Origin of the sequence: Streptomyces canus 299MFChir4.1, assembly GCF_000383615.1 — a bacterium.
Classification (GTDB): Bacteria; Actinomycetota; Actinomycetes; order Streptomycetales; family Streptomycetaceae; genus Streptomyces; species Streptomyces canus_C.
In genome coordinates, this window is record NZ_KB911591.1 from 130341 (window position 1) to 144668 (window position 14328).

8 protein-coding genes are annotated in these 14328 nt (G+C 72.6%); 6 read left to right on the forward strand and 2 right to left on the reverse strand.

Translation table 11 applies throughout. The annotated features are described in order from the left end of the window. Nucleotides 1–42 precede the first annotated feature (42 nt). The 6 genes from H293_RS0123030 to H293_RS0123055 all read left to right on the forward strand — a co-directional run bounded on the left by H293_RS0123030 (nt 43) and on the right by H293_RS0123055 (nt 8497). Nucleotides 43–1029, forward strand: coding sequence for a Rieske (2Fe-2S) protein (locus H293_RS0123030; protein WP_028808106.1), 987 nt, complete (start codon nt 43–45; stop codon nt 1027–1029). Then, nucleotides 1013–1558 (forward strand): DUF1360 domain-containing protein, encoded by a 546-nt coding sequence (locus H293_RS0123035; RefSeq protein ID WP_020120202.1) that lies wholly within the window; start codon nt 1013–1015, stop codon nt 1556–1558. The genes H293_RS0123030 and H293_RS0123035 overlap by 17 nt, the downstream gene beginning before the upstream one ends. A 137-nt stretch (nt 1559–1695) precedes the next feature. Continuing rightward, nucleotides 1696–2868 carry a carboxylate-amine ligase gene (locus H293_RS0123040; protein WP_020120203.1) on the forward strand — a complete coding sequence of 391 codons (1173 nt, stop codon included), beginning with the start codon at nt 1696–1698 and terminating at the stop codon, nt 2866–2868. A 180-nt stretch (nt 2869–3048) separates the two neighbouring features. Continuing rightward, complete coding sequence (locus tag H293_RS0123045) at nt 3049–4833, forward strand: N-acetylglutaminylglutamine amidotransferase (RefSeq protein WP_020120204.1); 1785 nt, start codon at nt 3049–3051, stop codon at nt 4831–4833. Then, nucleotides 4806–6914: a S9 family peptidase gene (locus tag H293_RS0123050; protein ID WP_033415597.1), complete on the forward strand. Its 2109-nt coding sequence runs from the start codon at nt 4806–4808 to the stop codon at nt 6912–6914. Before H293_RS0123045 ends, H293_RS0123050 begins: the two co-directional genes overlap by 28 nt. Before the next feature lie 119 nt (nt 6915–7033). Then, nucleotides 7034–8497, forward strand: a complete 1464-nt coding sequence (locus H293_RS0123055; RefSeq protein ID WP_020120206.1) for an aminotransferase class I/II-fold pyridoxal phosphate-dependent enzyme — start codon at nt 7034–7036, stop codon at nt 8495–8497. A gap of 46 nt (nt 8498–8543) precedes the next feature. On the opposite strand, the gene H293_RS0123060 is transcribed toward H293_RS0123055, so the two are convergent. Both H293_RS0123060 and H293_RS49860 read right to left on the reverse strand, forming a co-directional pair. Beyond that, entirely contained in the window at nt 8544–10958 is a 2415-nt protein-coding gene (locus tag H293_RS0123060) for a SpoIIE family protein phosphatase (RefSeq protein WP_020120207.1), read from the reverse strand. A gap of 58 nt (nt 10959–11016) precedes the next feature. Further along, a partial coding sequence (locus H293_RS49860; RefSeq protein WP_033415598.1) for a HAMP domain-containing protein occupies nt 11017–14328 on the reverse strand: 3312 nt, incomplete at its 5' end.

Here is a 14328-nt window from a genome sequence, read left to right on the forward strand (position 1 = left end):
CCGCCTCGTTTGCCGCACGTGCTGGGGGAGACCCGGCTGCGCATGAGCGTGCGACGACGTCATCCACGTACACGGGAGAACCGGGTCCTGCGGCTGTTGGCCCGTCTGGAGCGGGAACCGCGGCAGGACCCGGTGATCGACGGACTGCGGGCGGGGAAACGGTCCCTGCCGCTGGGGCGCGGCCGGGACCTGCTGCGCGGCACGTGGCTGGGACATCCCGTCCACCCGCTGCTGGTGCAGGTGCCGATCGGCAGTTGGCTGTCCGCCGCCGTGCTGGACGTGACGAAGGGCCGCCCTCGTGAGGCGGGCCTGCTGGTGGGCGTCGGCCTGGCCGCGGCCGGTCCCGCCGCACTGACCGGTGCCGCGGACTGGGCGGAGCTGCAGCGCCCGCAGTTGCGTGTCGGGCTGGTGCACGCGGTGTCCAACACGGTGGCCGTGGGCCTGTACACGGCGTCGCTCGTGTGCCGCGTCGCCGGCCGTACGCGCGCGGGCCGGACCCTCGGCTTCCTGGGACTCGCGGCCGTGGGATCAGGCGGCATGCTGGGCGGTCACCTGGCCTACCGGCAGGCCGCCGGCGTCAACCACGCCGAGGCCGTACCCCATGTCGTCAGGGACCGCTGGCACCGGATCGGCGCGCTGGACGACTTCCCGCCCGGGCGGCCGGTGCGGCGCAGCGTGGACGACGTACCGGTCGTGGTCGTGCGTGAGACCGACGGGTCGATCCACGCGCTGGCCGATCGATGCAGCCACCTGGCGGGGCCGCTGTCCGAGGGGACGGTCTCCGACGGATGCGTGCGGTGCCCCTGGCACGGCAGCGTCTTCCGGCTCTCGGACGGTCTGAACGTCCGCGGCCCGGCCGTCGCCCCGCAGCCGGCCTTCGACGCACGGGTCACCGACGGACAGGTCGAGCTGCGACTGGTTCGGCATGACGGGCGGGACGGACGAGACCAGCGAGCCGGGGACGGTCGGGAACCGCATCGGCATCGGAACGAGGCAGGACGGGGATCCGCTCATGGCCACACCCACTGACCACCACCGCATCGGACGACGGGCTCAAGCCTTCCTGCGGCGCACGGGCCGCGACTACGCGGGCACGGAGGACCGGCCCCTGCGCGGCTACCTCGCGGCCATGGCGGCGTTCGGCGCGTACACGGCGGGCTGGGCCACCGCGGTACGGCTGCGTGGGCGCCCGCTGCCCGACCGGCCGGAACCCTGGGACGTGCTCCTGACCTCGGTGGCCACGTTCCGGCTCAGCCGGCTGATCAGCAAGGCGTCGGTGACCAGCCCGCTGCGCGCCCCCTTCACGACATACGTCGGTCCGCAGGGCCCCGCCGAACTGCACGAGCAGGCGCAGCCCGAGAGCGGCAAGGAGACCGTGGGCGAGCTGATGACCTGCCCGTTCTGCATGAGCGTCTGGGTCGCGTCGACCCTCACCGCCGGTCAGCTGCTGTGGCCCCGCGCGACGCGCGCGGGGATGGGCGCGCTGACGGCGCTGGCCGGGGCGGACGCCTTGCAGCTGGCGTACGGCGCGCTGGTCGACAAGACCACGGACGGCTGATTCAGAACCCCGCTCATCTGTGGCTCAACTGCTTCAAACGTGCGCAAGTCGCGCTTATGAGTCGTGCTCATGGGCACTTGGGGGTCACCCTGGAGACAGGGAGACCGTCGGCACGACCCCGAGGAGCGACCGTGGCCATGCGCATCGGAGTAGAGGAGGAATTCCACATCCTGGAAGTGGAAAGCGGCCTGCTCGTGCCGCGTGCCGGCGCGGTCCTGCGTCGGCTTCCCCGGCGCACCTTCACGACGGAACTGCACCAGTCCACCGTGGAGTCGAACAGCGGGGTGCACGCCACCCTGGCCGGCCTGTACGCCGACCTCACCAGAACCAGACGGCGGCTCGACGCGGCCGCCTCCTCGCTGGGACTCGCGGTCGCGGCGGCGGGCACGGCACCCCTCGCCCCCGGTGTCTCCGGACACCCCACCGCCGACGCGCGCTATCGCCACATGGTCGAGGAGTACCGCCAGGTGGCCGACGAACAGCTCATCTGCGGCGCCCAGGTCCACGTGGACATACCCGACCGCGACACGGCCGTGGGGGTGATGTGCACGGTCTCGCCCCGGCTGCCGGTGCTGCTGGCGCTGTCCGCCAGCTCACCGTTCTGGCAGGGCACCGACACCGGCTACGCCAGCTGGCGCACGCTGCTCTGGCAGCGCTGGCCCACCGCGGGCCCGGTCGGCTGCTTCGCCGACGCGGCCCAGTACGACGCCGCGGTGGACGACATGGTCCGGACCGGGGTCATCAGCGACCCGGGGATGATCTACTACGACCTTCGCCCCTCCGCGCACCTGCCCACGCTGGAGCTCCGTATCTGCGACGCCTGCCCGCGGGCGGAGACCGTCGTGCTCGTCGCGGGCCTGTTCCGTGCCCTGGTGACCGAGGCTCTAGAACTGCGCGCGGCCGGTGCGGCGGTGTGCGACGGCCGCCACGAATGGCTGCGCGGCGCCTCCTGGCGAGCCGCCAGGTCCGGCCTGGAGGGCGCCCTGGTCGATCCCGTGACGCACCGGGAGGCGCCCGCCCCCGACGTCGTACGGGGGCTGCTCGCCCGGCTGCGTCCCGCGCTGGAGGCCCACGGCGACTGGGAGACGGTCAGCGATCTGACCGAGGCGGCCCTGGCGGAGGGCAGTGCCGCCGAGCGCATGCGGCGCAAGGCGCGGGAAGAGGACCTGCTGGCCTGCGCCGATCTGCTGATCGCGGAAACCCGAGGCGAGCGGCGGCCCCGCGGGCAGGCTCCCGTCGCCCGCAGGCAAGCCCCGCGCTTCGTCGCGGGCACGGCGGGTTCCGGTGCCCCGGAGGTCCTGGGCAGCTGACCCGGCTCCGAGTGGCGCGCGTCCGGCTGCCTCACCCGTCCGTCCGTCACTCGACAACAATCCCCGAGGAGAGGTTTCGTTCATGTCCAGCAATTCCGCCCGGGGCGCGACCAGCAGGCGCGACCCGGGGTCCCCGTCCCGGCTCGTGGCCGACGGCTCCTGGGAAGGGGGCGGCGCGTCATGTGCGGTCTGAGTGGTGAGATCCGCTTCGACGGCAGCCGACCCGACCTCGCGGCCGTCGAGCGCATGAGCGACCGGCTCGCCGCCCGCGGGCCCGACGGCCAGGGCATCTGGACACAGGGCGCGGTGGCGCTGGGGCACCGGCGGCTGAAGATCATCGACCTGTCCGACCTCGGCGCCCAGCCGATGACCGACGCCGACGGCGAGATCACCGGCGTCTTCAACGGCTGCGTCTACAACTACCGGGAGCTGCGCGGGGAGCTCGGGCGCCTCGGGCACCGCTTCAGGTCGACGTCCGACACGGAGGTCGTGCTCCACGCCTACCGGCAGTGGGGAACCGCCTGCGTGGAGCGCTTTTACGGCATGTTCGCCTTCGCGCTCGTCGAGCACCGCACCGGCCGTCTCGTGCTGGGCCGCGACCGGCTGGGGATCAAGCCGCTGTATCTGGCGCCGACCCCGGACCGGCTGCGGTTCGCCTCCTCCCTGCCCGCCCTCCTGGCCGCCGGAGACGTGGACACCTCCGTCGATCCGGTGGCCGTCCACCAGTACCTGAGCTGGCACGCCACGGTCGCCCCGCCGCGCACCGTCCTCAACGGCGTGCGCAAACTGCCGCCGGCCACCGTGCGGGTCGTCGAACCGGACGGCAGCCACCGCGACCACCGCTACTGGCAGCCGTCCTACACGCGGCGGCCCGAGTACGCGGACATGGGGCCCGACGAGTGGCGGGACGCGGTGCTGGAGGCGCTGCGCACGGCCGTACGCCGCCGGATGGTCGCCGACGTGCCGGTCGGCGTCCTGCTCTCCGGCGGCCTGGACTCCAGCCTGATCGTCGCGCTGCTCGCCGAGGAGGGCCAGCGCGGCCTGAAGACGTTCAGCGTGGGGTTCGAGGCCGAGGGCGGCGAGCAGGGCGACGAGTTCCGCTACTCGGACCTGGTCGCCCGGGAGTTCGGCACCGACCACCGCCGGAGGATGGTGCCCTCGGACCGGGTATCGACCGCTCTGGACGACGCCGTCGCCGCGATGAGCGAGCCGATGATCAGCCACGACGTGGTCGCCTTCCACCTGCTGTCCGAGCAGGTGTCCAAAGAGGTGAAGGTCGTGCAGAGCGGGCAGGGCGCCGACGAGGTGTTCGCCGGCTACCACTGGTACCCGGACCTGGCCGCGGTCGCGCGCGAGGAGGAGCCGCAGAGGTACGCCGAGACGTACTTCGACCGCCCCCACGCCGACCTCGCGGGGATCCTCCAGCCGCACATGCTGCCCGAGGAGGACGTGTCGGGCCGTTTCGTCAGGGACCACATGGCACGTCCCGGCGCGCAGACCGCCCTGGACGCGGCGCTGCGACTGGACACCCACGTCATGCTCGTCGACGACCCGGTGAAGCGGGTCGACAACATGACCATGGCCTGGGGACTGGAAGCCCGCGTGCCGTTCCTCGACCACGAACTGGTGGAGCTGGCCGCGGCCTGCCCGCCGGAGCTCAAACTCGCCGACGACGGCAAGGGAGTACTGAAGGAAGTCGGCCGCAAGCTCCTGCCGCGGGAGATCGTCGACCGGCCCAAGGGCTACTTCCCGGTCCCCGCCATCCGGCACATGGCCGGCCCCGTCCTGGACCGGGTGCGCGAGGCGCTCGCCGCACCCGAGGCGAAGAAGCGGGGGATCTTCCAGGAGTCGTACGTGGCCGAACTCCTGGCGGCACCCGACGAGCACCGGACCAAACGCGGCGCCAACGCCCTGTGGCAGGTGGCACTCCTGGAGATATGGCTGCAGACGCACGGAATCACGTGACCGGCGAGCACTCCGCCCGGCCTCCGCACGCGGCGGCGCCCGTACCGGCGCGGGCCCCCGCCCGCGCCGCAGCCCCCGCCCCGATGGCGTTGCCCGAGGCAGAAGGCCCCCGGGACGCCGTGACCCGGCTGCGCGCGCACGGCTGCTGGTATCCCTCCGCCGATCCCGAGGGCAGCCGGGTGGCCTTCATCTGCGACCGGGGTGGCGTCCCCCAGTTGTGGGCCGGACCCGTGGACGGGGAGGGGATCCGGCTGCTGGACGCCTCCCCGGATCCCGTGAAGGAGGTGTCCTGGTCACCCGACGGCCGCTGGATCGCCTACACCACCGCACCGGGCGGCGGCGAGCACTCACGGGTGCTGTGCGTGCGTCCCGACGGCACCGGTCGCCGCCTGCTGGCCGGTGCCGACCCGGACAGCTCCGCCTACCTCGGCTGCTGGGCCCACGACGGCTCGGCCGTCGCCGTCACGCTCGCCGCACCGGCCACCGCCCAGAGCGACGGTCTGTGGCAGTCGGCGGACGCGGCCCCGGCCCACTGGACGGCCCGGGACGGCCCGGCGACCCTCCTCGGCACCACCGCGTACGCCGTGGGGCCGGGCGGGACACCGGCCACCCGGCCGGGCGGCGGCCTGTCCGCCTACCTGGTCGACCCCGACGGTCTGGCCTCTCCCGTGCTGCTCGCGACCGAACCGGACGCCCCCACGCTGCGGGTGTGCGACCTCAGCCGCGACGGCCGGCTCGCGCTGCTGCGCCGGGGGCCGCGCGGACGGCGGGAGGCGGTCGTCCGGCGCATCTCCGACGCGGCGACGACCTTCACCCTGCGGGTCGCCGACGGGGACCCGTGGATCGGCCGTTTCTCCCCCGACGGGCGGACGCTGTGGCTGCGCAGCGACGCCGACCGGGAGTACGCGGCACTGTTCGCCGTCGCTCTCGACGCCGAGGGCGCGCCGTGCGCGAGGACCGTCGTGGCGGAACGCGAGGACAGCGACCTCGAACTGCTGGCGATGGCCCACGACGGCCGGACGGCCGTGCTCGCCTGGAACATGCGGGGCGCCGGCGAACTCGAGATCGTGGAGACCTCCCCGTGGCGCGGAGCATCGGACACCGCCGGACCCGCGCGGCCGGTACCGCTGCCCCACGAGGTCGTCACGCGGATCACGGCGGCCGGGACGGGGCGGCTGCTGCTGGCGCTGTCCGGTTCCCAACGCCGTCCCGGCGTGTGGTGGGCCCACGAAGGCGTGTCCCTGCTGCGCACGCCGTGGTCCTCCCGGGACGAGGACGCCGTCCCGCCGGGCCGCCCGCCCGTACGCCCCGTCCTCACGCGCCTCGCCGCCCGGGACGGCCTGCCCCTCAGCGGCTGGTACTACCGGGCCCCGGGACGTGCCCCGAACGAGCCGGCGCCCTGTGTGATCCACCTGCACGGCGGCCCCGAGGACCAGGAACGCCCGGTGTTCGACCCGCTGTACCACGAGCTGCTCGGGCGCGGGCTGGACGTCTTCGCCCCCGACGTCCGCGGCTCCGGCGGACACGGCCGGTCCTTCGTCGACGCCGACCTGGGCACCGGCCGCTTCGCCGCCCTCGACGACGTCGCCGACTGCGCCGCGCACGCGGTCGCGGAGGGCCCCGCGGACCCGACCCGGCTGGCGGTGATGGGGCGTTCGTACGGCGGCTACCTGACCTTCGCCTCCCTCGTGCGGCACCCGGACCTCTTCCGTACCGGTGTCGCCGTCTGCGGCATGTCCGACCTGCTGACCTTCTTCGCCGGCACCGAGCCCTGGATCGCGGAGTCGGCGGCGCACAAGTACGGCCACCCGGAGCGCGACCGCGAGCTGCTGCACGCCCTGTCGCCGATGAGCCGGATCGACGCGCTGCGGGTCCCGCTGCTCGCCGTGCACGGCGAGCACGACACCAACGTGCCGCCGGGGGAGTCGGAGCAGTTCGTACGGGCCGCCCGGGAACGCGGTGTCCCCGCCGAACTCCTCGTCCTGCGTGACGAGGGGCACGACTTCCTGCGCGCGGACAACCGGCGTCTGTTCCGCCGGGCAGCCGCGGACTGGATGGAACGGCACCTGCACCCCTCCTGAGCCCCCCGGCGGCCGCACCGGGCGTTTCAGGAAGGCGTCCGCGGTCAACTCGGTGTCCGGACCGAGGGGGCCGTTCGGCTCCGACACCTGTGCGGGGCGGCACGGACTTGGGAGGAACAATGGATCACTCGCGGGTGCCCGTGCTGGAGGCGCTGGAGGAGTTCCGGCGCCGCAAAGACGTGGTCTTCGGCCCGCCCGGCCACAAGCAGGGCCGCGGCGTGGACCCGCGGGTGGCGGAGATCGTCGGGCTCGACGTGTTCCGTTCGGACGTGCTGTCCCTCAACGGACTGGACGACCGCCGTCAGTCCCAGGGCGTGCTCAGCCAGGCACAGGAACTGATGGCGGACGCGGTCGGCGCCGAGCAGGCGTTCTTCTCCACGTGCGGCAGCTCCCTGTCGATCAAGACGGCGATGCTGGCCGTGGCCGGTCCCGGGGAGAAGCTGCTGCTGTCGCGCAACGCGCACAAGTCCGTGATCTCGGGCGTCGTCGTCAACGGCGTCGAACCGGTCTGGGTCCATCCCAAGTTCGACCGGGACCGGCACATCGCCCATCCGCCGGAGCCCGACGACGTACGCCGCAGCCTCCAGGAGCACCCGGACGCCAAGGGCATGCTGCTGATCACCCCCACCGACTGGGGGACCTGCGGCGACATCCAGGGTGTGGCGCGGGTGTGCCACGAGTTCGACATCCCCCTCATCGTCGACGAGGCGTGGGGCGCCCACCTGCCCTTCCACCCAGGGCTTCCGGCCTGGGGCATGGACGCCGATGCGGATCTGGTGGTCACCAGCGTCCACAAGATGGGCGGCGCGATCGAGCAGAGTTCCGTCTTCCACCTCCAGTACGACAGGGTCTCGCCGGAGGCGCTCAAACAGCGGGAGGACCTGCTCGGCACCACCAGTGCCTCGTCCCTGGTGTACATGACCCTGGACGGCTGGCGCCGCCAGATGGTCGAGCAGGGCCACGACCTCCTGGACGCCGCGCTGCGCCGCGCGGGACGGATCCGGCTGGCGGCCGGGGATCTGCCGGGGCTGCGGCCGATGGGCCAGGAGGTCGTCGAGGAAGGGCTCGCCGCGTCCTTCGACCCCCTGAAGATCGTGATCGACGTACGCGAGCTCGGGATCAGCGGCATGCAGGCCGCCGAGTGGCTGCGGGCCGAGCGGCACGTGGACCTCGGCGGTTCCGACACCTGCCGGATCAGCGCGTCGATCACACACGCCGACGATGACGAGACGGAGAAGACGCTGCTGGACGCCCTGGTCGCCCTCACGGAAGGCGCCGAGTCCATCGAGCGCAGGCCGCCGGTACGCCTGCCGGAGCCCTCGGCCCTGGAACTGGAGCAGGCCATGCTGCCGCGTGAGGCCTTCTTCGCCGAGGTCGAGCACGTCCCCGCCGAACGTGCCGCGGGCCGCGTCGCCGCGGAGATGATCAGCCCCTACCCTCCGGGCGTGCCGGCGATCGCTCCCGGTGAGGTCATCACCGACGCGGTCCTCGACTACCTGCGCAGCGGCGTCGAGCACGGCGTCCTGATCCCGGACGCCGCCGACCCCTCGGTCAGGACGTTGCGGGTGGTGGCGCGGCACTGAGGAGGTCCTTGCCGGCGATCGCGGCCAGGGACAGCGTCCGCGTCCCTCAGGCCACGCGGATCCCCACGATGCAGGTGTCGTCGTCCGTGTCGGACCTGCTGTGCGTGAGCAGACGGTCCAACTGCTGGTCCAGCGTGGGCGGGACCGCCCGGGCCACCGTCAGGAACTGCGCCAGGGACTCCTCCACGGACCGGTCCCGGCGTTCGATCAGACCGTCCGTGTACATCAGCAGCGTGTCGTCGACGGCGAGCTGGACCTCGTGCTCCTCGTACCTCGCCTCCGGTACGGCGCCCAGCAGCAGCCCCGTGACCAGCGGCAGCGGTGCCGCCTCCGAGCCGCGCACCAGGACCGGCGGCAGATGCCCGGCCCGCGCCCAGCGCAGGGTGTGGTTCTCGGGGTCGTAGAGGCCGCAGACCGCGGTGGCGGTGACGGCGCCGGTCAGGTGGTGGGCCACCATGTTGAGCCAGGACAGCAGCTGGGCCGGACCGGCACCGGTCACGGCGAGCCCGCGCAGCGCGTTGCGCAGCACGACCATGCTGGTGGCCGCCTCGATTCCGTGGCCCGCGACGTCGCCCACGCACAGCAGCACCAGCCGGGACGGCAGCACAACGGCGTCGTACCAGTCGCCGCCGACCAGATGCTGGGTCTCGGCGGGCCGGTAGCGCACCGCCACGTCGAGTCCCGGAACCTCCAGCGGCGCCTGTGTCGGGGGCATGATGGCGTGCTGCAGCTGGAGGGTCAGCCGGTTGCGTTCGCTGGCCTGCTGCTCGGTGTGGGCGAGCTGGTCGCGGGTGGCGGCGAGGGCGACCTCGGTCCAGTGGTGCGCGGAGATGTCCTGGTAGGCGCCGCGCACCACGTACAGCTGACCGGCGGAGTCCAGGACCGGCTCCGCCACGACGCGGATGTGGCGGGTGACCCCGTCGGGGCGTTGCAGACGGAACGCGGTGGACGCGGGACGGCGCTGGTGCAGCAGGGTGCGCAGGAACCGGCCGAGGGCGACGGCGTCGTCGGGGTGGGCGTGAGCGGGCAGCTCCTCCAGCGGCACGGGCATCTCGGAGACGGGCTTGCCGTAGAGGCTGTAGAGCTGGCCGTTCCAGGTGATCTCGCCCGTCAGCAGGTTCTCCTCGAAACCGCCGATGCGGCCCAGGCGCTGGGCGTGCTGGAGCAGGCTCGCGAGGCGTGCCGTCTCGTCCTCGATGCGCCAGATCAGCAGGACGCTGCCGCCGTGCCGGCTGACGTTGATGTCGGCGACCGCCGCGAGCTGCACGTCGTCGACCAGGGCGGTGAGCCGCATGCGGTGGGCGCGGAAGGGCTCGCCGGTGGCGTAGACGCGCTCGATCCGGTCGAACAGCTCGCTGTGGCCCGCGGCCATCGGGTACGCCTCCAGCAGCAGCGCGCCGTTCACGGCGCCCCGCGGCCGGCCGGCCGGGTCGAGGAAGCGGCTGTTGACGTGGTGGATGCGGAAGTCGACCAGGTGCCCGTCGGGGTCCAGGTGCGGCACCAGTACCAGGGCGGGGTCGTGGAGCCCGTCGGCCAGGTCCATCAGCTCGGAGACGTCCGGCAGGACGGGCGGATCGGGGGCGCCGTCGGGGTGCCGGAGCGCGTACGTCTCCAGGGTGTGCGCGCACAGCTCGCCCAGGGCCTCGATCTGGCGGACGATCGCCGGGGGAGGCGGCTCCAGCGGTGTGGGCCAGGCGATCTCCAGTACGCCCTGGATGCGCCCGCCGGTCGCGGCCGGTACGGCGACCCGGCCCCCGTCGGGGTACTGGTGCTGGCCCATGGACGGCAGACCGGTCTCGGACAGGCTGCGGATCCATTCCCCCGAGCGCTCGGTGAGCCCGCGGCGGGCCACGGTCGTCACGCCCGGCGGCACATGGCGCCAGCGGCCGGCCTCGGCCGAGGAGAACCCGGCGCTGCCCGCGAGGGTGAGGGACCCGTCGGCTCCCAGGGCCCAGATGGCCACCGCCTCCGCGCCCAGCGGGGTGAGCGCGTGCTCCAGCAGGGAGTCGGCGACGGCCTGGGTGTCGTCGGCGGCCAGCGCACCGCTCTCGGCGGTCCGCAGCCGTACGGCGGAGGAGTCCTGGTCAGGCGGATCGGCGGCGGTCGCGGCGAGGAACGCGCTGGTCACCTCCGAGAGCCGGTCGCGCGAAGCCTGGTTGATCACGTCGACGGCGAACTCCAGCGGGGTCACCCCCGCCTGCGCGGCAAGCTCCGCGAGCTGCCGCGAGGCCTGCGCCGGACCGCAGCCCAGCCGCTCGACCAGGATGCCCTTGGCCAGTTCGATCAGGGCCCGCCCGTCCGCCTCGGCCTGCGCCGCCCGCACCTCCCGGCGCAGCCGCTCGACGGTTGCCGCCAGCCGGCCGACGGGAGAGGCCTCCCCGTGACGGTCGCCGTCGTCGACGGCGGACCGGTTGTCCTCGGGGGCACTCTGGGGCTCGGACGGCTGACGGAGATCACTCACGGTGGGCCTGTTCCTCGGCTGGGACGTCACGCGGTCGGCTGGGGGGCGCTGCGTGCGCTCACCCCGGCAGCCACCGCCGGACGCGGGCGATGAGGTCGCCGGTGTCGACGGGCTTGGTGACGTAGTCGTTGGCACCGGACGCCAGGCTCTTCTCCTGGTCGCCCGGCATGGCCTTCGCGGTGACCGCGATGATGGGCAGCTCCGCGTACTGCGGCATCGAACGGATCTCCGCGGTGGCGGCGTAACCGTCCATCTCCGGCATCATCACGTCCATCAGGACGAGCGAGATGTCGGGGTGGGCGAGCAGCATCTCGATGCCCTTGCGGCCGTTGTCCGCGTGCAGGACCTGGAAGCCGTGCAGCTCCAGCACCCCGCTGAGCGCGAACAGGTTGCGCGCGTCGTCGTCGACCACGAGGACCGTCCGGCCCAGGAAGGAGTCGTCCACGACCTGTGCCACCGGACGCTGCGGCTCCTCGGGACGCACCAGCGACAGCACGTCTCCCGGCTGCTCGGCGGACAGGTGCAGGGTGATGCGCTCGCGCAGGTCGTCCAGGCTGGACAGGAAGTCCAGCGGCCGGTCGCCCGCCAGGGCCCGCAGCCCTTGCTCCTGGCCCAGGTCCACACGGTGCCCGGTGTGGATCAGGACCGGCACGCTGGCCAGCGCCGAGTCGCCGCCCATGGCCTCCAGGAAGGCTGTGCCCTCACCGTGCGCCATGCCGAGTTCGAGCACGACACAGTGGCAGGGGTCGGCCGCCAGCGTGCTCGCCGCCTCCTGCGCCCCGACCGCCGTGATGATGTCGATCGCCCCGTGCGGATCGTCGGAGTCGTACGCGAGGTCCGCGACGGCCCGCTCGGCGACCAGCGTCAGCAGACCGCGCGGCCGCTCCTCGATGACCAGCAGCCGGCGCCTGCGCTGCTCGGGGGAGGACGGGGGAGCGGCGAGCTGCCGGGGCCCGGCCGCCTCCTCGGCGGCGGAGATCTCGTACGGCTGGTCCGCCGGACGTCCGCCGCCCTCCATCAGTTCCTCGAAGTCGGCCCGCGCGACGGGCAGGTACAGCGTGAACGTGCTGCCCTGGCCGGGAGTGCTGTCGACCGTGACCGCGCCGCCCAGCAGATGGGCGATCTCCCGGGTGATGGACAGGCCGAGCCCGGTGCCGCCGTACTTGCGGCTGGTCGTCCCGTCGGCCTGCTGGAACGCCCCGAAGATCGTCTCCAGCTGCTGCTGCGGAATCCCGATACCGGTGTCCTTGACGCGGAACGCCACGATCGGACCGCCGCGGTGCACGCCCGGCGGCACCTCCCGGTCGGCGGCGGGTTCGATCCGCAGCTCCACACCGCCCTGCTCGGTGAACTTCACCGCGTTGGACAGCAGGTTGCGCAGGATCTGCCGCAGCCTGGAGTCGTCGGTGAGCAGGTCGGCCGGCGTGCCGGGCGCGGTGGCGACCGTGAACTCCAGGCTCTTCTGCGTCGTCATCGGCCGGAAGGTCGCCTCGACGTACTCCAGGAGCTGGCGCAGCGGGACCCGCTCGGGCGCGACGTCCATCTTGCCCGCCTCGACCTTGGACAGGTCGAGGATGTCGTTGATCAGCTGGAGCAGGTCCGAGCCGGCCGAGTGGATGATGCCCGCGTACTCGACCTGCTTCGGGGTGAGGTTGCGGGAGGGGTTCTGCGCCAGCAACTGGGCCAGGATCAGCAGGCTGTTGAGCGGGGTGCGCAGCTCGTGGCTCATGTTGGCCAGGAACTCCGACTTGTACTTGGACGCCAGCGACAACTGCTGCGCGCGGGTCTCCAGCTCCTGCCGGGCCTGTTCGATCTGGAGGTTCTTGGCCTCGATGTCGCGGTTCTGCGAGGCCAGCAGGGAGGCCTTCTCCTCCAGCTCCGCGTTGGAGCGCTGGAGTTCGTCCTGCTGGACCTGCAACTCCTCGGAACGGGCCTGGAGTTCGGCGGTCAGCCGCTGGGACTCGTCCAGCAGCTCGTCGGTGCGGACGTTGGCGACGATGGTGTTGAGGTTGACGCCGATGGTCGGCATCAGCTGGGCCAGGAAGTCCTGGTGGATCTGGGTGAAGCGGCTGACGGACGCCAGCTCGATCACCCCCAGGACCTGCTCCTCGACCACGATCGGCAGCACCACCAGAGCCGTGGGCACGGCGTGTCCGAGGCCGGAGGAGATGGTGACGTACCCCGGGGGCAGCTCTTCCACGGTGACGCTACGGCGGTTGCGCGCGGCCTGCCCGACCAGCGAGCGCCCGACCGGGATCCGGGTGGGCCGCTCATCGTCGTCGGGATAGCCGTACGAGCCCACCAGCCGCAGTTCGTGGCCGCGCTGGGTGTCCTCCGCCAGGTAGAAGGCGCCGTACTGGGCGGCGACCAGCGGCGTGAGCTCGTCCATGATGAGCTCGGCGACCACGGGCAGGTCACGGTGACCCTGCATCAGGCTGGAGATCCGGGCCAGGTTGGTCTTGAGCCAGTCCTGCTCCTGGTTGGCCCGGGTGGTCTCGCGCAGGGACTCCACCATGGAGTTGATGTTGTCCTTGAGCTCGGCGACCTCGCCGGAGGCCTCCACGTTGATCGACCGGGTCAGGTCGCCCTCGGCGACGGCGCTGGCCACCTCGGCGATCGCGCGGACCTGCCGGGTGAGGTTCCCGGCCAGTTCGTTGACGTTCTCGGTGAGCCGCTTCCAGGTGCCCTCGACGCCCTCCACCTCGGCCTGTCCGCCGAGGCGTCCCTCGCTGCCGACCTCACGGGCGACACGGGTGACCTCGGCGGCGAAGGACGACAGCTGGTCGACCATCGTGTTGATGGTCGTCTTCAGCTCCAGGATCTCGCCCCGGGCGTCCACGTCGATCTTCTTCGACAGGTCGCCGTTGGCCACGGCGGTCGTCACCAGGGCGATGTTGCGGACCTGCCCGGTGAGGTTGTTGGCCATCGAGTTGACGTTGTCGGTGAGGTCCTTCCAGGTGCCGGCCACGTTGGGCACGTGCGCCTGACCGCCGAGCCGTCCCTCGGTGCCGACCTCGCGGGCCACCCGGGTGACTTCGTCGGCGAACGCGGACAGCGTGTCGACCATGGTGTTGATCACGTCCGCCAGGGCGGCGACCTCGCCCTTGGCCTCGACGGTGATCTTCTGCGAGAGGTCACCGCGGGCGACGGCGGTGGCGACCTGGGCGATCGAACGGACCTGCCCGGTCAGGTTGGAGGCCATCACGTTGACGTTGTCGGTGAGGTCCTTCCAGGTTCCCGACACGCCCCGCACGATCGCCTGCCCGCCGAGGTTGCCCTCGGTGCCGACTTCTCGGGCGACGCGGGTGACTTCGTCGGCGAAGGCGGAGAGCTGGTCGACCATCGTGTTGATGGTGTTCTTGAGTTCGAG